This is a genomic window from Coleofasciculus sp. G3-WIS-01 (assembly GCF_040223135.1).
Taxonomy (GTDB): Bacteria; Cyanobacteriota; Cyanobacteriia; order Cyanobacteriales; family Coleofasciculaceae; genus Coleofasciculus.
Window position 1 is genome coordinate 33443 of record NZ_JAVJZI010000048.1, and the last position, 26399, is coordinate 59841.

Genomic DNA, 26399 nt, shown 5'->3' on the forward strand with positions numbered 1-26399 from the left:
CCCCGGCTTCCCCTGCTCCCAGACGTGCCATGGCACGTCTCTACAAGCTCCCCCATCTTCCCACTCCTCCTATCATCCTTGCTCGGCGGCGATAAATTCCCGTAGTCGCAGCAAATTCAGGGTTTGAGCGAGATTTAACGGCAACAGAGACACACCTTCTAAACGAGACTGTACCCATCCTTCACCCCAGCACCATTCGTGATAGCCATCGATTCCCTGGCTCAATAGCAGTCGCAACCCGTTAGACTCAGCCACCTCCACCTGATGTTGGATGGAAACTGGACCTATCCAACTGGTGAAGGTTAATCCTGGATGGAGTTGTTCCGGTAGTCCGGCGCAAAGGCGCTGAGTCGGCAACCACTGGCGCAGTTTCTGTGAATGCAGCAGACTGTCTCGGATCACATTATGGGGGGCTTCGAGTTCAATGCGGAGGTGACTTTGTTGAAAGGTTCCCAACATAATCTTTGTCCAAAAACGATAGGTCTGTTGCTGTTGAGTGTAAACCTTAACTATAGCAACCTCTGACATCGGTTAGGACACAGAAGAATTTAGTAGAGAGGTTCCGGCGGAGGAGTCTCTAGGATAAACGAACACTTCGGTAGAGACGTAAGGCTTCTAATGGTCTGGCTAAAATAAAAAAGGAGTATGTTAAGAAGTGTAAGGTTTTTCCATGGCTGATCAGTTAATTCGCGCCACAGCAGCAGAAGGAGGTATTCGTGCCGTCGGTGTGATTACCACACGCCTCACCGAAGAAGCCCGCCAGCGCCATCAGCTCTCTTATGTCGCCACTGCTGCTCTAGGGCGCACCATGTCATCCGGCTTATTGTTGGCGTCTAGTATGAAGCGTGAAGGGTCAAGAGTAAATATTCGGGTGAAGGGAAAGGGTCCTTTGGGCGGGATTTTGGTGGATGCAGGATTAGATGGTACGGTTAGAGGATATGTGGATAACCCTGCCATTGAACTACCGCCCAACGGATCTGGCAAACTCGATGTTGGCGGTGCAGTTGGGCATGACGGTTATCTCTATGTAATCCGGGATGTGGGGTATGGCTATCCCTACTCCAGTACCGTAGAACTGGTTTCGGGAGAAATTGGTGACGACATTGCTCATTACCTGCTCACGTCCGAACAAACCCCATCAGCACTGATGGTGGGTGTATTTGTCGGTGCTGAAGGCGTAACCGCCGCAGGAGGGTTATTAATCCAAATCTTACCCAAAGCGGCGACAGACGAGTCCTTGGTGCAAATTTTGGAATCTCGCATTGCTAAACTATCCGGATTCACACCCCTGTTGCAGGAAGGTAAAACGTTACCGGCTATCTTTGAACAGATTTTGGGTGATTTGGGCTTGGTCATTCTGCCAGAAATCCAAATGGTACGTTTTGACTGCGGTTGCTCGTTTGATCGGGTGTTGGGAGCGCTGAAGATGCTAGGTGAAGCCGAACTTCGGGATATGATTGAAAAAGACGAAGGCGCTGAAGCGACTTGCCATTTCTGTGGAGAAGTTTACCAAGCGAGTGGAGATGAACTGGCTCGACTGATTGATGATTTAAGGGCTGAGTCCGTTTCATCGAGATTGGGTTAGGGGAATTGGGAATGGGAAAGGTGAGAGTTGACCACCTCTAGTCTGTCTATATCTGAACCCCAATTTTGATAGTTTTCTCTCAAGGAGGTATGGCATTAGCCATTAAACTTATGACCAATCTTCCTCATCGTAACAGCGGTTGCCCTTGCTCCCATTCCCAATAAAGTCTCAAAAAGAGTATGGATTTTTCTGTCTAACGAGAGTAGGATGGCAAGAACTGAGGGTGCTATAAAACCCACAGCATTAGGCGTAGCGAGTGGTGGAGTGAGTTATGAGTAGAAAACGAGAAGTGCCCGATCATTGGCATGCTACCTGGTCTGCCCAACCCAGTTGGAGTCAAGATTTGCAACACCAGAGGAGTGCTGTCAATCCTCATCAGGTCGGACATTCAGCGTCTTATCGTCAAACCACTCCCCCAAAGGTGGCGACGAAGCCAGCCCCACCCTCTCCCAAACAGCCCAAAGAACCAAGACGACGCTTTACGTTCGGCGGCTGGGCATTTTGGGTGGCGGTGATTATTCTGGTTTCGGGTGGGATAGGATTTTCCGCCGTTGCCCTTTTGCTGAAGCTACCTGCTGTGCCAAATTGTCCCTCGATTTTTTGGCCCACAGCTTCGGCATCAGTGCGTCTGTATTGCGCTCAGCTTGCGGCAAATAAACGCACCACCAAAGATTTGTTAGAAGCGATCGCGCTCATAGACGCTTTACCTAAAGACCACCCCTTGCGCCCGGAAATTAACCGCCATATCGAAGAGTGGTCTGTAGAGATTTTAGCGATTGGAGAAGAAAAGTTTCAAGCCGGTCAGCTAGAGGAAGCGATTGAGATTGCCAACCGGATTCCGAGAGATGTTCCTGCGTTTAAATTGGTCAAAGAACAAATTGAGGCGTGGCAAACTCTATGGCAAAAGGCTTCAGGGATTTATGAACAAGCCGAGGAACAACTCAGACAGTCGAATTGGACGTTAGCGTTTCGAGAAGCGGTTAAGCTGACAACGATAGATAATCAGTATTGGGCAGCCGTTAAATACAACCAACTCGTGGATTTGATTCAAATCGGACGAGACGATAGTCAGAAGTTGGATGAAGCCTATCGGTTGAGTAAAACGGGTCGAGTCGATGATATTTTAAAGGCGATTGAAGCCGCTGAGAAAATTACGCCCAAGAGTTTTGCCTACAAAGAGGCTCAAGATTTGATTGCTGAGTGTGGGAATAAGTTACTCAAACTGGCGACAAGTCGCTTAGAACAGCGGAATTGGCAAGGGGTGTTAGAGATTGCCAATAAGTTGCCCGCTAGTGTGAAATTACCAGACGTCAAGGCAGATTTGATTGACTTAGCCAACGCCCTATCCAGTGCTGAATCTGGAAGCGTTGGGGATTTAGAAATCGCGATCGCCTCAGTTCAGAAACTGGGTACTGATCGTCCTCTGTATGATAAAGGTCAAGAATTAATTGATCGATGGCAACGGGAAATTGAGGATGTGGCTCGACTGGAACGGGCAAGGGCGTTTGCCAGTTCTGGGCTAATTAGCGATTTACAGATTGCGATCGCAGAAGCTCGACTGATTCCCAACCGCAATCCCCGCTACCAGGAAGCGAGGGCTGAGATTAGCCAATGGACTCGTCGCATTCAAACCATAGAAGATCAACCCTATCTTGACCGCGCCACCCAACTTGCCAGCTTTGGCGGGGCAGAATCGTTACAAGAAGCAATCCAAGAAGCCCGTCGTATTGCTCCCAATCGCGCTCTTCACTCAGAGGCGCAAAGTAAGATTAATGACTGGACGCGCACAGTTCAACGTTTGCAAGACCAACCCTATCTTGACAACGCTCGCACCCTTGCCAACTCCGGCAATCTTCCCGCCGCGATCGCCGCGGCTGAACAAATTAAATCGGGACGGGTACTCTATGGGGAAGCACAAAGCCTAATTAAGGGCTGGAAAACAGAAGTTTTGGGACAACAGCGCTTGCAACAAGCCTATCAAGCTGCCACTCCCGGAACTCCTGAAGCCGTTGCCGAGGCAATTCGCTTAGCCAGACAAGTTCCCAGTTCAGCTAAGGTTAGAGGTGATGCTGTCTCGGCGGTTAATCGCTGGAGTTATCAACTGTTGGCTCTAGCTCAAGATCGAGCCGTTTTTAGCTTAACTGAAGCGATTCGACTGGCTAAAATGATTCCTTCGGGAACCGAAGCCTATAATGCAGCTCAAGTGCAAATTCAAGGGTGGCAAAAGATTTTAGAACCACCCCCTCCCCTTGTCGTGGTTCCTCCGAGTACAGATGCTCCACTTTCACTAGAACCACCCGAACATGAATTGCCTCTGGATGATAATTAAGCGGTTGAGGATTCTAGGCGCAAGAAAGCCTGAAAATATAGTCTTGCCACACCACCACTCTGGAATAATATGTCAACCCAAAAACTCAAATTGGACATTAAACTGACAAGAAAGTTACCTGAACTTCCAGAAATTCATCATGGTTAGAATAAGACGTATGATCAACCGATGTTGGAAACCAGATGCACTGTTTTAACTTATACCACTACTGATGATTCATCTAATCTGTTCTCGTGCTACCCAAGAACAAATTGACGAAATGCTTGAGACTCTTGGTTTGTACATTAAGCTAGCAGTAGATATTCAGCGTGGAATTCTCGCTGGTGGTGGAGAGTTCCACGCTGATTGTGAAACAGTGCTACTCGAAGACGGGAGTGAGCAGGTAAACATTTGGGGAGCCGACTGGTATCCGGATAGCCAAACGGTAACCTATGAATCTCTAATTAATATACGTCCGAGACAAAACAACCGTTCAATGGAAATCCTTGATCTAGGGATTCGGGAGCAAGTTGCTAATATTGTTCAGAATTTATTAGGAGGCGTATGAAAGACTGGAAGGCTTTACAAGGGCGGTATTTAAATGACGAAGTACCAACTCGTCTAGGTGGATTAGCGGCTAACTTGGCTCGAATTAAATCTCTGACTAAGAGTGGAGTTAATGGCAATGCTGTGGAATATCTGATTAGAGAAAGCAAGTTCTTTATTGAGTGGACAGCTATGGATGCTGGAATGGATCATGCAGCTGAGTTGGTTGAGTTGCAAGTTCAACTCGCTCGGTGGCAATTCCATTGGTCAAAGATTTGGGCAGATGATGCAAAACGCATCAATGTTGCTGAACAAGCAAGGGTTTGGACGGAGCGCGTGTTGGAGATGTCAGGACTTTTGTCGGAACCTGTGGCTAGTCCTCATCAAGGTTGAATCTGAATTTGTAAATATACCAGCGCGAAGCGCTATAACGCTCTTTTGTCACTTTCGGAAGAGCGAAGGCTGAAACCCTGACACTGAGAGAGTTTGACAATTTGCCCCTAAGACATGAGTTTCTATTAGTTTCTGAGTACCCAAATGCTTAACAGCAAAGGCTTCCAGCAATCAGCTTTGATAGTTCTTTTCCCAGATTGACAAAAGAGCGATAAACTTCCTCTGTTCTTTGTCTATTTCACTATTGCCTATTGTCTCCCCTCACAATAACACTTATTCAGCCAGCTCAATATTAGCTTTTAGCAGTTTTCCACTCGTCGTACTGCTTTTTCAACCGTTGTTCAATAGTCTCGATTTGAGCCTCGTAATCAAAGCCGTTGAAACTATGCTGAGCCACTTCTCTTGCTTTCATAATATTTGCCCATACAGCAAAATCGTGAAAAGGGTTCAAACCAATCACATTGCCTGCATTCATATCAGTAGGAGTAGGAGCCTGTACAATCGCTACTAGTTTGGAGATCGCTGCGTCAACATCCCAATCAGTTATATAGAGTAACAATGCAACAAAAGCTGATACTACACCTGTTGTTATACCTAGGCGTAGGTCTTGTTCGGCAAAGTACTGGTTTCGCTCAAATAGACGTAGGTTCCGCACCATAAAACAGGCTAGTTCAATAGTCTTTTTATACTGTTTTTCTAGTTTCGTCACGTCAAAAACAGTTTTACCCTGAGTTTGCTCAACAAACTTCAAGGCTCTTTTCTCTATCTTTTTGTCATAACCCCACCACCGATCACGGACTATATTGATCAAGTGGCGGTTCTCTTCAACAAACTGTAGAATAGCCGCGTGTCTCCAATCAAAATTAGGCAACTCTGCGTGAATTGGTTTAAATGGTATTCCACGATGAGAAAACAGTCCGCTTATTTTGAAAATCCACTGAAGAGAATCTTGAGACACATCCATAGTGAATTGATGTCGAATTTTAGTATCGAAAAACCATTGGCGCATGTCACGAATAGTTTGTTGTGAAATAATTTTTTGTTCAATACCTTTCGCAACGAGTTCACGAATTATCCTGGTTTCAAACGATCTATCATTGCCGAAGTCGATTAATTGTTCTTTTTTACTCTTGATACTGGAATCGTCATAGTGGTCACATAGTGGATGATGGGCACTATTATTGTCGCCCGCCAAAAAGCGAAAGTGAGGCTGTCTCAGCGCTTTGTTGCTCTTCGTAGACTTTGAGCGCGACACTATCACGCCACCACTTACACCGCATTCCGGACACAGCAAATCGCGATGAATTTCATCACGCAGTTCTCCTGATAAATTCTTGAGGTCAGGATCAGATTTCAAGTCATATCCAAGCAGTGATAACAACTGCTCAGGGTCTAACTCCCGTTTGAATCGCTGAGAATAGGCAGTCTTGGGCACTGGTCTTCACTATAAATAATGCAGGTTTTAAGGTTCTACACCCTAGTCTAACGACAAAACTCATCCCCGGCAAATGAATCCCAATAACACACAGCAATTATATCTTTTAACAAGCTCGTCTGGCATAGGATTGGATCAGAGTTTTAGTCCATTTTAATGGACTTAAGCTATTAGCCCGGAGTTTGAACTCCGGGCGGGTATCTGGGCTTACTTCTCTTAATCGAGAACTTGCTTATTTATCTATTATGAATCCCAATCCCACATCACGGGATTATCATCTAGGTGATCCGTGACAATACGCCCGATCGCGTCAATTTCTTGCAATTCCTCTGGGGATAGCTTTACCTCAGCCGCCTTAGCGTTACTAGAGGATTGTCCTTCATGACGCGCCCCCGCGATCGCATTCGTTTGCGGTTGGGCAATTAACCAGGCGAGGGATAATTGGGCAAGACTGCAATCATGGCGTTCAGCAATGGGGCGCAGTTTATCTAAAGCTTGCTGCGCTCGTTTATAGTTTTCCCCTTGAAACAGACGATTCTTGGCACGATTATCCCCTTCTCTTAATTGATGATCGGGTCCAAATTTACCCGTGAGCAATCCTTGAGCAAGGGAGGAGTATGCCAGGATTGATATATTATTCTCAATGCAGTAGGGTTGAGCATCTTGCTCAACTTTCCGCCAAAACAAGGAGTAGGGGGGCTGTAAACTGTCAATCTTCCCATACTGAGCCGCTTCTTCTAACTGTGTACGGGAGAAATTCGATACACCAATTGCCCGAATTTTGCCTTGTTCCTTAAGTTTATTCAAGGCGCTCATTGGCTCCTCAATCGGCACTACCTCAGTATTAAATGTTCCGGGAGACCAATGAATTTGATACAGGTCAATATAGTCCGTCTGAAGATTTTTCAGAGAGCGATCGCAGGCTTCGATAAGTTTATCGTGTTTCAGATTCCCCACCCATACTTTGGACGCATAAACCACTTGCTCACGGACATCGGATAATGCCTGGGCAACAATCTGCTCGGAATGCCCATTGCCATAGATTTCTGCGGTATCCACCGTCGTGATACCCGCATCAAAAGCGGCTCGGATGGCTTTAATCGTTTCAGCGTCTTCAATCCCCACCCAGGCACTCTTACCCGCCTGCCAAGTACCCATTATAATTGGTGTGATTTTGATATCGGAAGTGCCTAAAGGTCGCGTTTCCATAACAAATTCCTGTGATGTAGACAATTTTAACTGTAATTAGCCCAGGGATTAACCGATAAGCTAATCCCACCAAATCTTCTAAGTTTTGGCACAGTCTTGGCGTCTATCCCAGGTACAATTAGTTTGAACCTCTAGGCAGTAGGTTACTGAAAACCCTAGTTTTCGGGAACTCATAGGCAGGGAACACCTCCCTTGATTGGGCTATATGCTGTGAAAAGTAAGCTTATCCCTTCCCTTCTAAGATTTCTATCAGCCTATCTTCCATGGCATTCCGAGCCGCCACATCTGAACAATGATCAATGAGAGATTTTGCCGCCGATATCGCGGCTTGAGCTGTAGGGAAATCAAAACCGCCAAAGGGATCAATAATTGTCGGTTCAAGCAACTGTTCTGATTCTAGCCACGTTACTGTCCAACGCCCTGTTTTCCGTTCCCATATTGGAATAATTAAATATTCATCCCAATGGGTCTGGTAACGTTCTGCTTGATCAAAGTTTGCCTTATAAGAGTGGCGTTTATAAACGTTGTCCACTACTTTTCAATCCTCCCTGATTCTTGATCCTTCACTAAATCCTGGTTTAGAGTCCAGGGTTTTTCTTTGAACGGTAATTTCCCCATAGCTTAAGGAAAGGCAATCTCGTCTTTTTGCTTTCGTCGTACTATCAAATTTTTGACATGATTAGTCGATTTTAGCTGATTTGGGCGAGGTTTCCCAAGCCTTTATTTGTTAAACTTTATATAGCTCCCGCTTTTGTGGGCTACCTGCTGTTTTTCAGCTTAAGCGAGATAATTGGGACCTCACCCAAACACAGAGTCGAACCCGTTATTGTATCATACAGGGACACTCAGGGGTTGACCATTATCAGCAGGAGTCAATTGCAGCAGGAAGGGAATTGCTTGTTTGACCCAATCTTGGATAGCCGTATAAGACGCCGCTGCTTCGCCATAGCAAACTTCCAGCATATCAGTATGGATAATACCGGGACTCAGGGGAATTGCCGCCATTCCTTTGGGCAATTCTTGAGCTAGCGATCGCGTCATGCCTTCAATTGCCCATTTAGAGGCACAGTAGGATGAGACTTGAGGAGAGGTTGAGCGTCCCCAACCCGAACTCAGATTGACAATTATACCGCTTCCCCTGTCAATCATTGCTGGGATAAAATGGCGAATTACATTGGCGACTCCCTTGATATTGACATCAATCAGACGGGAAAAATCCTCGCTGGGAATCTCCCACAAAGGCGCCAAATCATTAATAATTGCCGCATTATTAATCAGCAGATCCGGTGGAGTGAACTCATTGAGGAGGAGTTTTGCCCAAGCCATGACCTGATCTTCATCGGCAACATCGAGCACGGTAAAATTATGGGGAGGACCAAAGGTTCGATTGAGATCCTTAATTGCCGCCTCTTTTCGAGCGCAACCTAGAACTGTATGTCCTTGGGCGATAAATCCCTCGGTCATTGCTCGCCCTAAACCCCGGCTGACACCTGTAATCACGATTACTTTTGTCATGGTTACTATTTTCCCTTGATACCTTTCCTCTAATAGATTAAGGCGATACGGGAATCTGCGATCGCGTACAAGTTTTTCCGGAAGCTGGGGCGTCGTTATCTCTCCTACTGGTAAGGATTTTAAGTTATGTTCGAGCTTTAGTATAGAATTGCTCACTAGCAACAATCACCTACAGAATACCCTTTAAATGCAACACAAATCCCGGTAACACATCTTCTCCTGACAGAGTAGCCGGAGAGTTGAGAATTTCTACATCCTCTCCTGGACGATAAATCTCAACTCGCTTATTTTTACGGTCAATTAACCATCCCAATTTTGCCCCGTTATCCCTATATTCTCTCATTTTTTCTTGTAATTCTTTCAGGGAATCGGTTTCCGAACGCAATTCGACGACAAAATCTGGACAAATCGGGGCAAACTGCTTTCGTTGTGTCGGAGTTAACGCTTCCCATCGTTCCCGGCGTATGCAAGAGACATCGGGGGAACGCTCGGCACCATTGGGAAGTTTGAAGCCAGTGGAGGAATCAAAGGCAATCCCTAAATTATTCTGGCGGCTCCAAGCTTGGAGTTGATAGGCGAGTTCAATATTGCGATTTCCCGTTTCACTACCCGTTGGTGACATGATTAGTAATTCCCCTGATGTTGTCCGCTCAAATCGGTAATCTCGGTTTCTCTGACACAGATTAAAGAACTGATCATCGGTTAAATCGATACTCAATTTTATCCGAGAAGGCAGAGTAATAGTTGCTACATTCATACAGGTATTACCACAGCATATTTTATCGAATTTTTGAAACCCACCCATGCAGATTTTATGGCGTTTCTCCTAAAAGCGATCGCCAATCTTGAATCGCCTGCTCGGACCAAAGCCAGTTCTGGCTCAGGGCGTCGGGTTGAAAATTTACGGGGTCATCTTGGAGAACTTTTTGCCGCAGTTTCGACGATTCATTTAAAAGATTTGTGCCCTTTTCGGCGGGCTGTTGTTGAGCAGATTTCCAGAATCCTAACGCTAATCCCGCATAAGCCGTTAGCGCTTCTTTCTTCGCCTCGTTTCCCGCCACATCTGCATCGATTTCCTCTTGTTCGATTAAGGTGAGAGCATCTAACCAGGCATTGTTAGCTCGCTCGAAATCTCCTTCTGCGTAGTAAGCAAAGCCAAGGGCATTATTATATTTAGCCGAGTCAGGTTGGGCTTTAACTGCTGTTTCCCAATACCGTCGCACATCGCTGATATTATAGTTTGTATCGCCAGTTTGAAGCGACTGCCAAGCCAGACGCCCTCTCAAAAAACTGATGGTTGGGTTATCCAATTGGGAGGGAGAAACATTCGCTAGTGCAGCATCGGCTTGAGACAAGGCACCTCGATTGAGCAAAGCTTCCACAGCTTCTGTTCCGGCTTCGATCTTCCCTTGACCTAATTGTGCGATCGCTAAAGCCGTGACGTCATTGGTTTCGGCTTTGTCTAAGTTGATCTCATCTAAGTCTAAGGGTTGGGGTAGACTCGGCAGAGACTCAGGCGATGTAATTAACCCACCCGGTTGCGGCTGACGGTTCCAAACCAAGGCGAAACTCAAAAGTGCGATCGCGACAGCACCGACGCCTAATCCAATCCCCAGTTTAGGCGCAACCCGCCAGGAACGCCACCCCTTTTGATTCGGTTGCGCTGGCTGGGGTTTAGGTTTAACCGTCTGTTGAGATGATGGCGTAGCTGTTTTTGGGGGAGGTGTTGGTACTGGCGCTTCTGAGAGAACCGTGGGTTGTTGAGGCGGCGGGATTAATACGTCCTGATTTGCTTTCCCTGGCGTCGTTGTAGGTGGATGCTTTGCGTCTAAGGGAGGTAACTTAGGTTCCTCGATCTCTGGGTCACTATCCAGTTGTTCGAGTAAACTCTTAATAAAGCTAGACGGATCATCCCCATCATCGTCTGAGGGAGTCTCATCCAAGGAATTTTGGCTCGATGTATACTCATACTCAGCTAGGGGAAATTTATCCTCTAGCAGGAATTCATCCTCATTCTCTAACGTTGTGTTTAACATAGGTCCTGTGAATAGTTCGGCGTCACTTTCGTTAGAGACTAAAGGCATGTCTGGTGGTTCCGGTAACTGTAATCGTTCTTCCCGATTGTGATAGTCATCGTCCACATTAGTTAGGAATCCATCAAATTCGGGATGCAGATAAAGCACGGGCAGCGCCCAATATAATTGGTTGGAACCATAGGCAGAAATTAGCCCCTGTCGCGCCCGACTCAGACTCAGATCGATGGGATAGCCTTGATTGAGATTCCGATAAAGTAGGCGAGTCAGGGTAAGTGCCACTTCATCAGGAATTCGTTCTGCCATTGCCAAGACACCGGGGATACCTCGCTTGACCAAGGCTTCGGCTAAATTGCGTTCTTTGCCATTGTTTAGGGAGTCTGATGTGGCTGTATAGGCGCCACGACAGGAGTTAAACACTGCCAATTGCACCCCGTTATTTGCCAGCAATCCGGCTAAGTCATTGCCGTTCAAGGTTTCCGTTAACCCCGTTTTATTACTGACCAAATAAACATCACCGCCAGAATCCCCCAGACTACTGTGACCCGCATAATGGAAGACTTGATATTGACCTTGTTCTAAGGCTTGGGTGAGTTGTTCTCGTCCCGGTTGTTCGAGAATGGTGAGTTGAATCGCTGGGGGTTCTTGGCGAGAACGGCTTTTGAGTTCTTCTTGTAAGTGTGCGGCTTCCTGTGCTAGTTCTAAACTCTCTTGGTCACTCGGTCCGGCAATTACCATGAGAATTTTCAGGACAGGATTGGGTTGAGGGGGAAGGGAATGAATCGGTCGCATCAACCCGGCGCTAAGTTGGTAGCGGGAGAAGGCGACATCCGTCCCCGTTGCCAAAGGGCGATCGCCGGCATGGAGAACTTCCCAGGGTAAGCGGGGTAAGCGATTCCCTTTGAGTCCCAGGCGCAGTCGCAATACGGTGCGTTGATTTTGCGCGATCGCTTGTGCCATCATCCAGCTATCACGCAAGCTCCCTTGAAATAAAGCATTATAAAGTTCCTGACCCAGCGCCACCAGGTTTTTACAGGATTGACGCACTTGCTGATCTGAGTTAGGCAAAAAAAACAGCTCATCCATACCGCCAGACCCCCCTTGTAACAAGCCGAGGAGGGGATCATTCATCAGTTGTTTAGCTTGCGCTAACCACTCATCCATGGGCCAACGGACTTGTTCTTCTGCCAAAGGCACCCCAGGTGCGACTCGTTCAATCCGCACTAGATGCTGCTGCTCGTCCCCCAAAGGGGTCACAGAGAGATGGAATTCCTGTGCCACTGCTATTGCCTGGTCAAGTTTGCTGAATGTCAAGGGTTTTTACTGGGTTTTCAAGGTTTATCGCATTCATAGTGTCTTTAGATATAGATTGATTTAATTCTGTGAAAGTTTCCATAGAGAGTTTAGGCACATAAGGGCGAGTCACGGGTATTCAATGAGACATTTTGAGTTTATGGAGGAGGGACAAGAGGTTAATCCTGCTTGAAAACCCTGGAATTTTTCGGTTCTGGATGTTACTGAACTCCAATTGAAGAACGGCTTGGCGAATTTTTCCGGATAAACCCCGCCTATTCCCGAAGAGTGAAATGGTAGATGCACCCTGATTGACGTTCCCTGGCTCACTGATTTGGGCTAGGGATTTTTTTTAGCCATAGTGGTTAAGGAAAATCCAGCATTTTTCCGTTACATCGGTACATCGGGATGAAAGCGTTTTTAAGGGATGTAGGGGTGGGTTTCACGATTATCGTTTTTTTCCGCCCCGATTTGACTCAACCTGCCCCTAAGGTAGTTTTTCAGTTTTGATTGTACAGACTGGCTCCCTTGCGGTGGGGTTAAGTCTCTTTTATCTTAACAATGGTTGCACGATAGGGAGATACCAGAAAATTACTCTGAAAAAGGGAGAAGTGATACCAAGTTGCAGTCAAAGAGGTAATCTGTCAGGGTTGGCGAAACCCTTCACTTATGAAACCTGCATCTGTAGGAAACATGTCATGCCCCTACTCTAAGCTTTTTTTGACCGCTCAGTGTGATTACATCGATTGACGCTCTAGGGATACACTAAACGATAGTGCATTAAGACCACAAGCAGGAGGGGAGAAGTGGACGTTAAAGCAGCTGTCGCCTACGAAGCAGGTAAACCGTTAACGATTGAAACGGTTCAGCTAGAGGAACCCAAAGCTGGGGAGGTATTGGTCGAAATTAAAGCCACAGGTATTTGTCATACCGATGCCTATACCCTCTCTGGCAAAGACCCAGAAGGACTATTCCCGGCTATCTTAGGACATGAAGGTGCAGGTATAGTCGTGGAGGTGGGAGAGGGGGTAAACAGCGTTAAACCCGGTGATCATGTCATTCCTCTCTACACACCTGAATGCCGGAACTGTGAGTATTGCTTAAGTTTGAAAACCAATCTCTGTCAGGCGATTCGGGCAACTCAGGGACGAGGAGTCATGCCCGATGGCACAAGTCGGTTCTCAAGTAATGGCAAAATGCTACATCACTACATGGGAACTTCTACTTTTGCCAACTATACCGTATTACCAGAAATTGCCGTGGCGAAAATTCGAGAAGATGCGCCCTTTGAGAAGGTTTGTTATATCGGCTGCGGCGTAACCACGGGGATTGGTGCGGTGATTAATACTGCCAAAGTTGAACCCGGTTCCAGAGTTGTAGTATTTGGACTGGGTGGGATTGGCTTAAATGTGATCCAAGGGGCGCGAATGGTGGGCGCAAGTCAAATTGTTGGCGTTGATATTAATCCAGATAAACGGGAATTGGCAGAAAAGTTTGGTATGACAGATTTTGTCAATCCGCGTGAAGTTGAAGGGGATTTAGTTCCGTATTTGGTGGAGTTAACCAAAGGGGGCGCTGATTATAGTTTTGAGTGCATTGGGAATGTCAATGTGATGCGCCAAGCTTTGGAATGTTGCCATAAAGGATGGGGCGTGAGTGTGATTATTGGCGTGGCTGGTGCAGGAGAAGAAATTAGTACGCGCCCGTTTCAATTAGTAACCGGACGAGTTTGGAAAGGAAGCGCGTTTGGTGGGGCAAGGGGACGTACTGATGTTCCTAAAATTGTGGATTGGTATATGGAAGGTAAGATAAATATTGATGATTTAATTACCCATGTCATGCCCTTGGATAAAATAAATGAGGGGTTTGATTTAATGCACAAAGGGGAATCAATTCGCAGTGTGGTGACATTTTAATGCAACCGGGTGGTAGGGGCGGGTTTTACCGATAACGTTTTGGAAACAACTCATAACTTGACTAAACCCGCCCCTTTCTTTAGCCACAGAGGAGCGAACCTAATAAGGTAAAAACGCCCCATTGTAGAAGTCATTGGAACATGGGAATAACAGCTCTAAGATTATCGTACTAGAATTAAGCGTAATCAGGGAGCGCGATCGCAATTGTCTGTTAATTGGGTATTGCGCGATCGCGACATTTTATAGAGTGAGTATTGCTGTGATTTTATACTTGGTCAAATATTAGGACGCACGACAATAATAAAGGGCGCACGTCGGTGCGCCCCTACTGTCTTAATAATGATAGCGACAAGAAATAATCGTTAGATAATTATCATCTACCGCGTAGACAAGACGATTATTATCATCAATACGACGTGACCAAAATCCCGATAAATTTTCTTTCAACGGTTCAGGTTTGCCAATCCCCTCAAAGGGAATACTTTTAGTTGCCTTGATCAGTTTATTAATCCTTTTAAGCGTTTTCTTATCCTGATTTTGCCAATAAAGATAGTCCTCCCAAGCTTCATCAGTCCAGGCTAACTTCCGATTACTCATCTAATAAATCTTTCTCGGTTACCTGTCCTTGTTTGTATTGGGCAATGGAGCGTTCTAAGTGGGCTGCATTGGCTGGAGATTTTAACAAATGAACGGTTTCTAGCAAACTATTGAAATACTCAAGAGACATAACGACGGCATCATCAGCATCCCGTCTGGTGATTATAGTATAGTCAGCATCATTAACCACCCGATCCAAAATGGCTTTCAGTTTATTTTTAGCTTCAGTAAACGTTACGACTTTCATTCCTAAAAGCTGTCGGCTTAATTGTACAAGTATAGCCTAGCTGATCTGAGTCTAGCAAGAAATCGGCAGACCTAGCATACCGCTCAAAGGCATGGTGCGATACGTTCCTTTGGAACAGGCTTCGCCAACGCGAGATTTTAGTAGACTGAGTATTGCTGTGATCTTATAGTTAGTTAATATAGGGCGCACGACAATAATAAAGGGCGCACGTCTGTGCGCCCCTACCGTCGAACAGGGAAAGATCGCATCCACTGAAAGTAAGCGCGATCGCGTTAGAATAGCAGTCGGTTAATCTGAAGCTGATTTTAGATGTTTTAACGGAGCCGTATTGACTGGATAATTTTCTTTGGTGCCTGTTGGGGCTTCGTGAACGTGCAACCATGTTTTATAATAGAGAATCAAACTTGCTGAAAAACAGGGATGGAAAAAATTAAATTTATTGATTTATTTGCTGGAATTGGTGGATTTAGAATTGCCTTTGAAAGAACGGGCTATAAATGCGTATATTCTTGTGAAATTGATCCCAAATGTCAGGAAGTATATTTTAATAACTTTTCAGATAGACCCGCAGGTGACATTACAAAAATAGACATTAATATTATTCCTAATTTTGATGTTTTAACGGCTGGTTTTCCTTGTCAGCCTTTTAGTATATGTGGTAAAAGAAAAGGTTTTCAGGATACAAGAGGTACATTATTTTTTCGTATTTGTGAAATAATTGCAGCAAAAAAACCTCCAGTTATTCTTCTGGAAAATGTAAAACATTTAATGTATCAAGATAAAGGTAGAACACTAAATGTAATTTTGTACTCTTTAGAAGATTTGGGATATAAAGTCAATTATAGTCTGCTGAATTCTAAAGATTTTGGAGTCCCCCAAAACCGGGAAAGAATAATTATTGTTGCTACCAAGAACAAAAAATTTAATTTTAATAAATTGAAAACAATAAATTCTAGAGCGAAATTAAGAAATTTTCTATCCGATTCTGAAAACTTTGAATATTTAGAGCCAGACAGCTATACCTTAATAGATCAACCCAAACAACAGCAATCGGGATTAATTTTTGTAGGATATCGGAATAATAAGAGTATTTGGAAAAAAGGAGTTAGACCCAATACTCATCATTTATCTAGGGTTCACCATCAACCCAATAGAATTTATTCAGTAGAAGGTATACATCCTACAATACCTTCTCAAGAAACCTCGGGGCGATTCTTTATTTATCTTCCTGAAGAAAACGCCGTTCGCAAATTGACGATTAAAGAATGTTATAGAATTATGGGATTTCCAGAGAATTTTAAACTCTACAAGAATTTAGGAGAATGTTACAAGCAGGTGGGAAACTCAGTTTGCATTCCCATGGTTTCTGAAATTGCTTATCAATTAAAAGAACAAATATTTTTGGGGAGTCACGAAGAAGAAAAGGATAATAATTTTATAGGGGATCAAAAAATAGGCGACTGATATCATGGACACACGAGAAAGGGCGCAAGCCTTGCGCCCCTACCGTCGAACAGGGAAAGATCGCATACACTGAAAGTAAGCGCGATCACACTTCGGGAAAGTATAGATGCGATCGCGTTAGAATAGCAGCAGGTTAATCCAAAGCTGATTTGAGTATGCCAATTACATTGCCACCAGAACTGGAACAGTTTATCAACAATCAGGTTGCTAGCGGCAAGTATGCCTCTACTGATGAAGTCTTCTTGGCTGGTATTAAGCTGCTACAGGAACGAGAAAATCTTTATAAAGGACGATTTGAGGAATTACGCCGCGAGATTATGGTTGGAGTTGAAGAGGCTGAACGAGGCGAATTGTTAGACGCAGAAACCGTTATAATTGGGCTGCAAGAGAAATTGCAACAGCGTCGCGCTTAGGCTAATTGATGAGCAATGTTTGCCGAATTACACCGACAGCAAGCCGAGATATAGAGAGTATTATGGACTATCTCGCCCAGAAAGGAAGTATTGAAACGGCAGAGCGTTTTCTTGAGAAGATTGACACGAAGTTCAAAATGCTATCTCAGTTCCCCCGAATGGGACGTCAACGAGATGAACTCTATCCTGGCTTGCGGAGTGTACCGTTAGAGGATTATCTAATTTTTTATCGTCTGGTTACAAATGTAATCGAGGTGATGCGGGTAGTGGGCGGTTATCGCGATCTGGAGGCGCTATTTCGGGAAGATGATCAAGACTAAGCGATCGCATCCACTGAGGCACAAAGGCGATCGCTCTGTGTATATTGGACTTAGGGCAAGAGCATTACAACAGAAAGTATATGTCTACTTATCATGAAGTACGTCGTCTAGCGGAAAACCTTACTCCTGATGAGCAAATGCAGCTGATAGAAGAATTGTTCAGCTTAATTCATCAACGAGTGACGTTAGCACCTAAGCCCAAACGTAGCATCTTGGAGTTGCGAGGGCTAGGTAAAGAAATTTGGAATGGCATGGATGCTCAAGACTATGTTAATCAGGAACGAGACTCATGGAATGGATAGCCCAGTTACAGGGGCAAGTCGTTGGTTTGGATAGTGCACCACTAATTTACTTTTGATGCGCGTTTACCTTCTTTACCAGGGTTGGCAGTTTTGGTGTTAGAGGAATTGAGAGCTTGATTTTTAGTGGAGAGCGATCGCACTTCAGTCTTTATCAATTAAGCGAACATCAAGCAACCTTTGGGTTCAGGAATCGGACGCCCTAACTCGTTGGCGGTTTCAATAAATTATTTCTTATTTTTAGATTATTTAATCATTGTAAATTACATCCACAAATTTGCTGGATTGTCTTTGTCATCTTCCCATTTAGCCGGATTGTTGATAATATAGTCTCGAATTCGGTCTAATGATCCATCAGCGCGAATGATGTGGTCATAAAATCGCGGTTGCCAAGCAAAAGATGAATAATTATTCCTTTTACACCACTGACTAACTGCTGCTTTGTATGATCGAATTATGGCACCCAGAGAACCTGCTTTCGGAGACATTTGTGATCTTGCGCGATAGAACTCGGTGTCGCTACGGAATGTAGAGACGCGCCATGGCGCGTCTCTACAATGGTCATGTCACTTTCACCCTAATGCTTTTAGTGATGTGCGTTTTACATTTAATTCGTCCCACCTACTTAGCTGATCTGATTAGACAAAGATACTGGAGAGATTGTTTTGGATGACACTAGCTTGCGTCCAATTTACCACAGCTAGGCGATCGCTACCGGCAAAAATTTCTGCTCCATTTGTGCTATCAAAGATAGACAGATCATCTGTGGTTAAACCTGCTCCGAGTTGGAAGATGGTTTGATCCAGTTGGAAGTTGTGGATGCTATCGAAGCCATCGCCTAATTCTAGGATAACCGTATCTTGACCGCCACCGAGCCAAATAGTATTGTTGCCTAAACCACCATAGATGATATTGTCGCCATTACCCACGTAGATGGTATCGTTTCCAGCACCAGCATCGATGAAATTATTACCGTCACCAGTGTCAATCCGGTCAATTCCAACACCTCCATAGATGATATTGTCGCCATTACCAGCGTAGATGGTATCGTTTCCATCCCCAGCATCGATGAAATTATTACCGTCACCCGTGTCAATCCGGTCAATTCCAGTACCACCATAGATGGTGTTATCACCCTGATTGGCGTAGATGATATCATTTCCACCTAAACCATCAATTATATCGTTGTCAGGAGTACCAAAAAGGATATCCGATTTTTCTGTCCCGACAATTTCGAGAATCTCGTTTCCATCGGTGACACCAATTGTAAATTCCTTCCAGAAAATGCCACCATTACCATCAGAGGTTTGGACGCGAATGTTATAGGAATTCTGGGTTTCGTAATCGAAGGAGGCTTTGGTTTTTAGGGTATTGCCGACAATTTCAAATACGTTATTGTCCGTATCTCCTGTGCCAGAAACTAAACTATAGGAATGGGTTTCTCCTAACTCAGAATCTACAGAAGAAAGAGTACCAACGGCTGCACCAATCGGTAAATTTTCGGCGACTGCAGTATTCGTCAGAGCAATATCAGTAGGATCGGCGCTGAAGACAAGTGCTGTATCAATCTGGTTTTGTAAAGCTTTACCCGTGTTCTCTTCTATGGCTTGGGTAATGGTTTTCTTTCCGTTGAGAACATCTTGGATATCTTGTTTGGTTTCAGCCAATGCTACTTTTTCTACTTTGGCAAATTGCACTTCCAGAGATTCTATGGGCAACGTATTCGCAAAATCCTGAATAGTTTGGTTGGCGGCGGCGATGATTTGAGCGAATCCTTGGATAAGGCTGGTGTTTCCAGCTGGAATTCCGGCGCCATTGGTGATAATCGGTTCCAATTGGGTAGGATTCGTTAAATCTAAGGGTTTACCACTTTGGATTTTATTGGCGATTGCCCCTACCAGATTATCCAGGATTTGACTTGGGGAGGCGTTGGCGAAGTGTGAAACAATGGTAGCCGCTTGGCTGATTAAGATGGCGATTTGGCTATGGGCGGTATAGGCGGTAACGGCATCAGCTTGATTATTATTGATCGCCTCTACGGGATTGAAGGTATTGATGTCAATGGTATTCGGAATTGAGAAGGCGTTAGTGAATAAATCATTGGCTTGCTGTTGCGTCAATCCGCGTCGGATTAATTCAGCGATGACAGTAGTTAATGGGGTTACTACAGAGGCATCAGGGCTGGCGATTAAAGCGGTGTCTTGTGTTAATCCTGTGGCGGTGTTAATTCCACCCAGGGAGACGATTTGACCTTCAGAGATGTCGAGAATTCCGTCACTATTGGTGTCATAGATAAGTAAGTCATCGGTAAAGGTAAAGGAGCCTTGGGCATCGGTGATAGCGAAGGATTCGTTGTTGTCTAATTCTCCGTTACGATTGGCGTCGAAGAAGACTGTTGCACCAATAATGTCGTTGTTGGTTACTTTTCCAAGCAGATCAATCGTAAAGTCAAAAGTATCTTGGACATCAAAATCTATACCCGCCGGATTATTAGTAGTATCTGAGTCAGATACTTCGACACTAACGGTATAGCCTCCGTTGAACAAGAACCCGAAAAATGGTTTAAACTGAAACTCAAGATTAGTTAAATCTATTGAATCAAAAGGATTGAATAGATTGTTGACTCCTGATGTCGAATCATATACTGTCAATGGTCCTTTGTTCACAATCACATTGTAGGTTAAGTCACCACTCCCCAGGTAAGGCAAGGCTGTAAACGTTTCACCTGCAGCACCTGTAACACCAGTGTTTGGTGGTAAATTACCTGACATACCATCTAACAAATCTAGAAATGTATGAAATTGTTCTTGAAGATAAGGTTGTGTTTTGACTTGAGCATCATCCGTCAGCGACTGAGAGCCAGGTAAGAATTTAGCACCACCTTCAGAACTGGAATATTCTTCTAAAATGGCTGTATTGGTAATGATCGTCTCGTCGGCAAGCTCATCATCTACTTCCAAGTCGTAAGTTATGACTACAACGTTATCGCCACTGGTAGAATTATACGCGGCGATCGCACCTGTAGCAGAATCATTTAAGCGAATCCCATTACCAAAGAGATCATCAGGAGTACCGCTTATTCCGTCAGGACCACCGCCTAAAAAGCTAATGCCACTGGAATTAATCAAAGCACCATTCCCATAAGCCACTTGAAGATTTAGCCCGCCGATGGGTATCTTTAATCCTGTGGGCAGATTATCTTTAATCAGTACATCAAATGCACCATTAGGACTTGTGCCAGTGTTTTCCAGAATGATGGCATAGGTGACTAAATCCGCTATTAAATTATTATCTCCATTATGAGCTGGATTACTACCCGGAGCATCACTCAAATCAGCCGTTATATCACTATCGAAATAATTAGTGGTGCTAAGAGTCTCGGAGTCAATTGTTCCAGTGAATCTTACCCCTGGGGTTCCAGGAGCAGTAAATCCAAGGGTGGGAGGATTGGGAGAATTTCCAATAACAGGGAAAAATTCGCTAAACACAGCCTTAGTGTCGCTGGTTGCGACTACACCCTGAGTAATCTTGAGTTCTGGTTGCGCTAATTCAAGTAAGGCATATTTAGCAAAGGCGCGAGAACCACCATTGGTACTACCCTCTTGTTCATAAACCAGATTAGTTAGTAACAGGTTATTTTCGGTTACCTGATCTCCTACTTCTAAGGTATAGAGAAGGTCAATAGTTTGGGGTGCAACGGTGCCAGGATCGTCAAAGTTTCCGTAGTTGAACAGCAAAGAATTGTTTTGACGCCCAACAGAAAGATTTGGACCTGTCGAGGGTATGATTGGATTGACGCTACCATAAAAGGTATTAAGCGTATCCATCGGACCATAAACGATTTGCTCTAAAACAGGTGGTCCACTGTGTACCGTTGTTATATCTAATCGACTGAGACTTTCATTGAAAACAGGTAAAGGAAGGAAAGATGTAAATTTTAGCTGTTCTATGTCGGCAAAAGGCAGAGTATATTTGATCCGATAAGTAACTTCATCCCCAGCTACAACAGTATTACCAGTTTTCAGATTCCCATCACTGTCCTTAATCTGAAAAACGCTTACTTCATAGCCATCATCTTGTCCCGAATTGCTATTAAATTTACCACGAGGTAAGTAGAAGTATGTGCGACTAGAATCTGACTCATTGAAAGGTAAATTATTTCCAGTGTCGATATGAGGAGCGAAGTTTTGACCAGGATTAACATTTAAAACATCCCCTGTAATTGTGGCAGTATTCCTGAAAAAGTCACCATTGTCAACCGATGTATCAGGAAAACTTCCCGTAAAATCTTCCTGTATTACTGTGCGGAATTTTATTTGCCCTGTAGTTGCACCAAAAGTAGCACCATAACCACCTGAGTCAAAAATATTCCCACCTAATAATTTATCATTAGGATTAGACTGTGGAGCTAATGACAATAACGCTTGAGAAATATCTAAGTTAACTGTGCCACTACTACCCCCACTTGGATCGACAAAAGTGAAGTCTCCAGAGTTGGTAAATGAACCGGTAGTAACGACATTATGCTCGTTAATTGTAAAAGTCGGGGTGAAACTGGTATCGAATTTCTGACCATCGGAAAATATATCATTGATATTGACATTCCCGAAGGCGAAATAATCAGACACCTGGAAATTCATGGTGTATTCAATCACATCTCCCGGACTTAATCCTAGTGCTTTGGTATCACCATTTGGTAATACTCGATTCCAGGTTTTTTGAATAGCGAGTGACCGATCATATAGAGTATGAGTTGCATTGGGTTCAATGAAGGTGGTGGCAGTATTATCTGGAGGATTGTAGGGTCCGGCGAAAGGTTGACCATCTCGTGGATCTAGCGGATTCCATACAAGACTTGGATCTAATTTAGCGATATCTGTTGAAGTAACTGCATTCCCAGTTTTAGGTTTGATAACGTCAGTAGTACTGTTGTCTAAGAGTGGGATATAGAAATCAAAATTGAGGCTGGCATTACCTGTTACAGGATTAGGAAAGGCAGCACTTAGAGTACCACCTGAACCAGGGGGAGTTTTAGTTATAGTAGGTGTACCGCCACTCGTACTAACAACACTCTTAAACTGGAGATTATCGGGCAAAATATCCTGAATTGCCAGGTTATCGATTGTCTGTCCCGGCGCAATACCCACTGAGATATTGTACTGTTTACTGAAGTTTTCTCCAGTGACAGTTTCGTTTTCCGGACCTGTGTAGTGTTTACTAATTCGGTACAGCAGCGGTTTTAAATAATTTTCGGTAACGTCGTCATTTGATTCCATTATTGGATCAATTGGCTGACTGTTCGATACGGCATTTGCACCCAACCGGAAACCACCGCTAGTAGAGAGCTTGAGCGGCTGATTATAGTCAGCTAAATTACTGATCTGAACGTCAATTTCAAGTTTAGCATCGGGTTGATCTGGGGTAAAACTACCTTGAGGTAAGGGTATTACATATAATGTATCTCCTTGATTAAATCCTGATGGAACTTCGATTGTGCCAGCATAAGGATGATCTACTACAAGATTTCCAGAGTTATCAAGGTAGATGGTTGCTAATATTGGTTGTATCCCCAAAACACTCAGAGGAACCGAATGCAACCCATCGCTAATCGTATTACCAGTATCAGGGTCAACAACCGATGAAATATCTTGGTCAAGAATGTATCGTATGCCGTTAGGAATCAGGGTAAGACCATCATAAGTATCTGTCATTACCCCATTGTTATCAGCCATCCCATCAGTACCAGTGGTATCGAGGTACAAATTGACAAAAGGAGCATAACCGACATTTCCGGGAGAAGAGGCGACGTTGTCGAAGCTAACTATAAATGTGCGCCTTTCTCCAATTAAGGGGTAAGCACCTGTGATATCAACAACGGTTGTGTCTGGAATGGGTTTATCGGTTTCTTGACCAAGGACAACATAATTAGTACCCACACCACCGTTAGTACCGGATGCGCCAATTAAGAAGTCATCAATTCCATCACCATTGACATCTCCGGCATCACTCACTGAAAACCCAGTTAAATCATTATCTGCAAGACCATCAATTTCAACGAACCAACCCTGATCTGGTGCTAAACTATTAAGATCAAGTTTTGGATTTGAGCCAAAGCCTCCTTGACGACCATAAACTAGATATACTTGACCAGAATCGTTGAGACTATTGGTATCTGCATAAGGTGCGGCAATCAGGAAATCATCAATTCCATCACCATTGACATCTCCGGCGGCGCTAATTGCGCCACCTAAGGAGTCATTGTTATTCAGACCATCAATATAAAAGCCATCTGTACCAGTACCATTAATTATGCTGCTAGTAGTCAGAGTTGATGGGAAGCCTGAGTTGTTGCCATAGACGACATAAGCGCGACCTTGAAGATTGAGAGCTGGTGAAGGTGCAGAAACAATGAAGTCGTCATTGCTATCTCCGTTAATATCGCCGGCGCTACTGACTTTCCAGCCTAATATTTCTTGTGAAGCGCCTTTAAATATAAAACCATTGGCACCAGTTAAACTTGTAGTAGACGTAGCTATACTCCCGCGTGTGCCATAGCCAAAGACTACATAAGTTTCCCCATTGAAATTATTAGTATCAGGCGCACCGATAATTACATCATCTTTATTGTTTCCATTGATATCTCCACTTCCCACTGAGAATCCTAAACCTTTTGGGTTAGGACTAGGACTAGGATCGCTAAAGGTCAGAAAATCGGTAGGAGGAGCAGTACTAATATCGAATGTACCTGAGTGACCACCATTAAGAGTTGTACCGAAGATGACATGAACATTTCCATTATTAGAATCAGCAGCCGGATCTCCAATAATCACATCATCTGTGCCATCACCATCGATATCTCCGCTACTAACTGACCATCCTAATGCGTCTGAAATATTTGCATTACTATCGCTATTAACAATAGTAAAGCCTTGCCCTGGCAGTAAGCTAGTTACATCGGTAGCTATAGACCGACTTATATCACCATAAAGGACATAAGTTCGACCTTGATTATTTGTGTTGTTAGCAAAAGGATCACCAATAATGATGTCATCTGTGCCATCACCATTAATATTGCCAATACTTACTGATACTTGCGGCGAAAATTGGGAATTTAGGGAAATAGTCTGAGTAGAAGAAGTGGTTAAATCATTGCTGCCAAAAACGACATGAAGTTCACCCAAACCCAAACCAGCTCCCGGCGCACTAATCAGGAAATCATTAAACCCATCTCCATCAAAGTCACCGTTACCTTTGACTACATAACCTAACCCAAATAGATTGCCGAGAATTTCATCAATGACGAAACCGTTGGGTATAGTGGATGGTGCGATATTGATAGGCATAGCGTTTATTTATCCAAAATTTAGATGATTTTGTCTGCCACTATCCCCCTTGGGATTGGGATATCGTCTAAATCTATTATCTGGACTATTCTCAGAAGTTTACGCATTTACTACAAAAGTTTACAATGCCCTAGTATTTTGACGGGGTTGTGGGTTTTCCCTGATAATTTTTTACATCCACAAATTGGCGGGATTATCCTTGTCGTCTTCCCACTTAGCCGGATTATTGATAATATAGTCTCGAATTCGGTCTAATGATCCATCAGCGCGAATGATGTGGTCATAAAATCGCGGTTGCCAAGCAAAAGATTCGTGACCGTTTTGCCTACACCAGCGAGTGACAGATGATTTGTAACCATTGACGATAGACTGCAATGAATTAGGCTTTAGTGGTCCAAATTTGTTTGCAGAATCTTTTGACTGGGTTGGGGATTGGTGTAGAGACGTGCCATGGCGCGTCTCTGTATTATGTGGGCGGTCAATTACAATAATTCCATGGATATGATTGGGCATGATCACATAGGCATCAATACACACATATTTGAAATGAGTGGGAATTTCTGCCCAGAATTGTTGGGCGATTTGCCCAATCTTGGATAGGTGTATTTTTCCTGATATTACATCACCCAAGAAAAACGTGCGATCGCGTGTACAAATGGTGACGAAATACCAGCCATTTGCGCCATAGTCTCTGTGAGGTAATCGGGTGGATTCAACCCGATATTTTCCTTTGTACAAGGTCATGGGTTTGTACAGGGTTATGGGTTTTCCCCGATCATTATGTAGAGACGCGCCATGGCGCGTCTCTACAATGGTGATATCATCGACTATAACATCAGCGAAGAAAAGGATGCGATCGCGGGTACAGATGGTGAAGAGATATCAACCCTTTGCCCCTGGTGTGTTAATGGGATTCCACCCGATATTGGTTTTATACAAGATTATCGGTTTTCCCCGATCATTGTGTAGAGACGCGCCATGGCGCGTCTCTACAATGGTGATATCATCGACTATAACATCAGCGAAGAAAAATGTGCGATCGCGTTTACAGATGGTGAGGAGATATCAAACCTTTGCCCCTTGGTGGGTTAATGGGATTCCACCCGATATTTGTTTTATACAAGATTATCGGTTTTCCCCGATCATGATGTAGAGACGCGCCATGGCGCGTCTCTACAATGGTCATATCACCGACTATAACATCAGCGAAGAAAAGGATGCGATCGCGGGTACAGATGGTGAAGAAATATCAACCCTTTGCCCCTGGTGTGTTAATGGGATTCCACCCGATATTTGTTTTATGCAAGGTTATCGGTTTTCCCCGATCATTGTGTAGAGACGCGCCATGGCGCGTCTCTACAATGGTCATATCACCGACTATAACATCAGCGAAGAAAAGGGTGCGATCGGGGGTACAGATGGTGAGGAGATATCAACCTTTTGCCCCATCGTTAATCGGGTGGATTAAACCCCATATTTGTTT

24 protein-coding genes and 1 pseudogene are annotated in these 26399 nt (G+C 44.3%); 13 read left to right on the forward strand and 12 right to left on the reverse strand.

The window, feature by feature from the left end; genetic code table 11:
• Window positions 1–72: 72 nt before the first annotated feature.
• Window positions 73–459: a hypothetical protein gene (locus tag RIM23_RS04985; RefSeq protein ID WP_446365063.1), complete on the reverse strand. Its 387-nt coding sequence runs from the start codon at window positions 457–459 to the stop codon at window positions 73–75.
• A 211-nt stretch (window positions 460–670) separates the two neighbouring features.
• Here RIM23_RS04985 and hslO point away from each other — a divergent pair, with 211 nt between their 5' ends.
• The 4 genes from hslO (at window position 671) to RIM23_RS05005 (ending at window position 4832) form a co-directional block, all read left to right on the forward strand.
• On the forward strand, window positions 671–1585 hold the full coding sequence (gene hslO / locus RIM23_RS04990; protein ID WP_446364990.1) for an Hsp33 family molecular chaperone HslO: 915 nt from the start codon (window positions 671–673) through the stop codon (window positions 1583–1585).
• Between the two features lie 271 nt (window positions 1586–1856).
• Window positions 1857–3914, forward strand: coding sequence for a chromosome segregation ATPase (locus tag RIM23_RS04995; protein WP_446364992.1), 2058 nt, complete (start codon window positions 1857–1859; stop codon window positions 3912–3914).
• A gap of 211 nt (window positions 3915–4125) precedes the next feature.
• Window positions 4126–4461, forward strand: a complete 336-nt coding sequence (locus tag RIM23_RS05000; RefSeq protein ID WP_446364994.1) for a DUF5674 family protein — start codon at window positions 4126–4128, stop codon at window positions 4459–4461.
• Entirely contained in the window at window positions 4458–4832 is a 375-nt protein-coding gene (locus RIM23_RS05005) for a hypothetical protein (protein ID WP_446364996.1), read from the forward strand. The genes RIM23_RS05000 and RIM23_RS05005 overlap by 4 nt, the downstream gene beginning before the upstream one ends.
• A gap of 292 nt (window positions 4833–5124) precedes the next feature.
• On the opposite strand, the gene RIM23_RS05010 is transcribed toward RIM23_RS05005, so the two are convergent.
• The 6 genes from RIM23_RS05010 to RIM23_RS05035 form a co-directional block, all read right to left on the reverse strand.
• On the reverse strand, window positions 5125–6267 hold the full coding sequence (locus RIM23_RS05010) for a hypothetical protein (protein ID WP_446364998.1): 1143 nt from the start codon (window positions 6265–6267) through the stop codon (window positions 5125–5127).
• A gap of 243 nt (window positions 6268–6510) precedes the next feature.
• Window positions 6511–7476 (reverse strand): aldo/keto reductase, encoded by a 966-nt coding sequence (locus tag RIM23_RS05015; RefSeq protein ID WP_446365000.1) that lies wholly within the window; start codon window positions 7474–7476, stop codon window positions 6511–6513.
• Between the two features lie 223 nt (window positions 7477–7699).
• Window positions 7700–8008, reverse strand: a complete 309-nt coding sequence (locus tag RIM23_RS05020) for a hypothetical protein (RefSeq protein WP_446365002.1) — start codon at window positions 8006–8008, stop codon at window positions 7700–7702.
• Window positions 8009–8307: 299 nt separating this feature from the next.
• On the reverse strand, window positions 8308–8991 hold the full coding sequence (locus RIM23_RS05025) for an SDR family oxidoreductase (protein WP_446365004.1): 684 nt from the start codon (window positions 8989–8991) through the stop codon (window positions 8308–8310).
• A 169-nt stretch (window positions 8992–9160) separates the two neighbouring features.
• Window positions 9161–9748: a Uma2 family endonuclease gene (locus RIM23_RS05030; protein ID WP_446365006.1), complete on the reverse strand. Its 588-nt coding sequence runs from the start codon at window positions 9746–9748 to the stop codon at window positions 9161–9163.
• 55 nt (window positions 9749–9803) lie between these two features.
• Window positions 9804–12338, reverse strand: a complete 2535-nt coding sequence (locus tag RIM23_RS05035) for a CHAT domain-containing protein (protein ID WP_446365007.1) — start codon at window positions 12336–12338, stop codon at window positions 9804–9806.
• Window positions 12339–13123: 785 nt separating this feature from the next.
• Between RIM23_RS05035 and RIM23_RS05040 the strand changes: the two genes are divergently transcribed.
• Entirely contained in the window at window positions 13124–14233 is a 1110-nt protein-coding gene (locus RIM23_RS05040; RefSeq protein WP_446365009.1) for an S-(hydroxymethyl)glutathione dehydrogenase/class III alcohol dehydrogenase, read from the forward strand.
• 333 nt (window positions 14234–14566) lie between these two features.
• On the opposite strand, the gene RIM23_RS05045 is transcribed toward RIM23_RS05040, so the two are convergent.
• Both RIM23_RS05045 and RIM23_RS05050 read right to left on the reverse strand, forming a co-directional pair.
• Window positions 14567–14830, reverse strand: coding sequence for a Txe/YoeB family addiction module toxin (locus RIM23_RS05045; protein ID WP_446365011.1), 264 nt, complete (start codon window positions 14828–14830; stop codon window positions 14567–14569).
• The gene (locus RIM23_RS05050) at window positions 14823–15077 is read right to left on the reverse strand and encodes a type II toxin-antitoxin system Phd/YefM family antitoxin (RefSeq protein ID WP_446365013.1); all 255 of its coding nucleotides are present in this window, start codon (window positions 15075–15077) and stop codon (window positions 14823–14825) included. Before RIM23_RS05050 ends, RIM23_RS05045 begins: the two co-directional genes overlap by 8 nt.
• A 420-nt stretch (window positions 15078–15497) precedes the next feature.
• On the opposite strand from RIM23_RS05050, the pseudogene RIM23_RS05055 reads away from it, so the two are divergent.
• The 4 genes and pseudogenes from RIM23_RS05055 to RIM23_RS05070 all read left to right on the forward strand — a co-directional run.
• A pseudogene (locus RIM23_RS05055) lies at window positions 15498–16478 on the forward strand (DNA cytosine methyltransferase); the annotation flags it as partial.
• Between the two features lie 218 nt (window positions 16479–16696).
• Window positions 16697–16954, forward strand: a complete 258-nt coding sequence (locus RIM23_RS05060; RefSeq protein WP_446365015.1) for a type II toxin-antitoxin system ParD family antitoxin — start codon at window positions 16697–16699, stop codon at window positions 16952–16954.
• Window positions 16955–16962: 8 nt separating this feature from the next.
• A complete protein-coding gene (locus RIM23_RS05065) occupies window positions 16963–17274 on the forward strand; it encodes a type II toxin-antitoxin system RelE/ParE family toxin (RefSeq protein ID WP_446365017.1) in 312 nt (103 codons plus the stop codon).
• An 80-nt stretch (window positions 17275–17354) separates the two neighbouring features.
• Window positions 17355–17576 carry a hypothetical protein gene (locus RIM23_RS05070; RefSeq protein WP_446345341.1) on the forward strand — a complete coding sequence of 74 codons (222 nt, stop codon included), beginning with the start codon at window positions 17355–17357 and terminating at the stop codon, window positions 17574–17576.
• 260 nt (window positions 17577–17836) lie between these two features.
• On the opposite strand, the gene RIM23_RS05075 is transcribed toward RIM23_RS05070, so the two are convergent.
• A complete protein-coding gene (locus tag RIM23_RS05075) occupies window positions 17837–18061 on the reverse strand; it encodes a transposase (RefSeq protein ID WP_446365019.1) in 225 nt (74 codons plus the stop codon).
• Between the two features lie 53 nt (window positions 18062–18114).
• Here RIM23_RS05075 and RIM23_RS05080 point away from each other — a divergent pair, with 53 nt between their 5' ends.
• A complete protein-coding gene (locus RIM23_RS05080) occupies window positions 18115–18246 on the forward strand; it encodes a hypothetical protein (protein WP_446365021.1) in 132 nt (43 codons plus the stop codon).
• Here the strand turns inward: RIM23_RS05080 and RIM23_RS05085 are convergent.
• Together RIM23_RS05085 and RIM23_RS05090 are read right to left on the reverse strand one after the other, a co-directional pair.
• Window positions 18212–24916, reverse strand: coding sequence for a hypothetical protein (locus tag RIM23_RS05085; RefSeq protein ID WP_446365023.1), 6705 nt, complete (start codon window positions 24914–24916; stop codon window positions 18212–18214). The two genes, RIM23_RS05080 and RIM23_RS05085, sit on opposite strands and share 35 nt — an antisense overlap.
• Before the next feature lie 171 nt (window positions 24917–25087).
• On the reverse strand, window positions 25088–25660 hold the full coding sequence (locus RIM23_RS05090) for a transposase (protein WP_446365025.1): 573 nt from the start codon (window positions 25658–25660) through the stop codon (window positions 25088–25090).
• 51 nt (window positions 25661–25711) lie between these two features.
• On the opposite strand from RIM23_RS05090, the gene RIM23_RS05095 reads away from it, so the two are divergent.
• The 3 genes from RIM23_RS05095 to RIM23_RS05105 all read left to right on the forward strand — a co-directional run bounded on the left by RIM23_RS05095 (window position 25712) and on the right by RIM23_RS05105 (window position 26384).
• The gene (locus RIM23_RS05095; protein WP_446365027.1) at window positions 25712–25885 is read left to right on the forward strand and encodes a hypothetical protein; all 174 of its coding nucleotides are present in this window, start codon (window positions 25712–25714) and stop codon (window positions 25883–25885) included.
• A 193-nt stretch (window positions 25886–26078) separates the two neighbouring features.
• Window positions 26079–26252 carry a hypothetical protein gene (locus RIM23_RS05100; RefSeq protein WP_446365029.1) on the forward strand — a complete coding sequence of 58 codons (174 nt, stop codon included), beginning with the start codon at window positions 26079–26081 and terminating at the stop codon, window positions 26250–26252.
• Window positions 26253–26261: 9 nt separating this feature from the next.
• The gene (locus RIM23_RS05105; RefSeq protein WP_446365031.1) at window positions 26262–26384 is read left to right on the forward strand and encodes a hypothetical protein; all 123 of its coding nucleotides are present in this window, start codon (window positions 26262–26264) and stop codon (window positions 26382–26384) included.
• Window positions 26385–26399: the final 15 nt, after the last annotated feature.

Coding starts and splice junctions, on each gene's coding strand:
- RIM23_RS05100 (WP_446365029.1), top strand. CDS start 26,079: ATGGCGCGTCTCTACAATGGTCATATCACCGACTATAACATCAGCGAA.
- RIM23_RS05030 (WP_446365006.1), bottom strand. CDS start 9,748: ATGAATGTAGCAACTATTACTCTGCCTTCTCGGATAAAATTGAGTATC.
- RIM23_RS05065 (WP_446365017.1), top strand. CDS start 16,963: ATGAGCAATGTTTGCCGAATTACACCGACAGCAAGCCGAGATATAGAG.
- RIM23_RS04985 (WP_446365063.1), bottom strand. CDS start 459: ATGTTGGGAACCTTTCAACAAAGTCACCTCCGCATTGAACTCGAAGCC.
- RIM23_RS05105 (WP_446365031.1), top strand. CDS start 26,262: ATGGCGCGTCTCTACAATGGTCATATCACCGACTATAACATCAGCGAA.
- RIM23_RS05085 (WP_446365023.1), bottom strand. CDS start 24,916: ATGCCTATCAATATCGCACCATCCACTATACCCAACGGTTTCGTCATT.
- RIM23_RS05080 (WP_446365021.1), top strand. CDS start 18,115: ATGGCGCGTCTCTACAATGGTCATGTCACTTTCACCCTAATGCTTTTA.
- RIM23_RS05095 (WP_446365027.1), top strand. CDS start 25,712: ATGGCGCGTCTCTACAATGGTGATATCATCGACTATAACATCAGCGAA.
- RIM23_RS05075 (WP_446365019.1), bottom strand. CDS start 18,061: ATGTCTCCGAAAGCAGGTTCTCTGGGTGCCATAATTCGATCATACAAA.
- RIM23_RS05015 (WP_446365000.1), bottom strand. CDS start 7,476: ATGGAAACGCGACCTTTAGGCACTTCCGATATCAAAATCACACCAATT.
- RIM23_RS05025 (WP_446365004.1), bottom strand. CDS start 8,991: ATGACAAAAGTAATCGTGATTACAGGTGTCAGCCGGGGTTTAGGGCGA.
- hslO (WP_446364990.1), top strand. CDS start 671: ATGGCTGATCAGTTAATTCGCGCCACAGCAGCAGAAGGAGGTATTCGT.
- RIM23_RS05070 (WP_446345341.1), top strand. CDS start 17,355: ATGTCTACTTATCATGAAGTACGTCGTCTAGCGGAAAACCTTACTCCT.
- RIM23_RS05000 (WP_446364994.1), top strand. CDS start 4,126: ATGATTCATCTAATCTGTTCTCGTGCTACCCAAGAACAAATTGACGAA.
- RIM23_RS05090 (WP_446365025.1), bottom strand. CDS start 25,660: ATGACCTTGTACAAAGGAAAATATCGGGTTGAATCCACCCGATTACCT.
- RIM23_RS04995 (WP_446364992.1), top strand. CDS start 1,857: ATGAGTAGAAAACGAGAAGTGCCCGATCATTGGCATGCTACCTGGTCT.
- RIM23_RS05045 (WP_446365011.1), bottom strand. CDS start 14,830: ATGAGTAATCGGAAGTTAGCCTGGACTGATGAAGCTTGGGAGGACTAT.
- RIM23_RS05060 (WP_446365015.1), top strand. CDS start 16,697: ATGCCAATTACATTGCCACCAGAACTGGAACAGTTTATCAACAATCAG.
- RIM23_RS05050 (WP_446365013.1), bottom strand. CDS start 15,077: ATGAAAGTCGTAACGTTTACTGAAGCTAAAAATAAACTGAAAGCCATT.
- RIM23_RS05005 (WP_446364996.1), top strand. CDS start 4,458: ATGAAAGACTGGAAGGCTTTACAAGGGCGGTATTTAAATGACGAAGTA.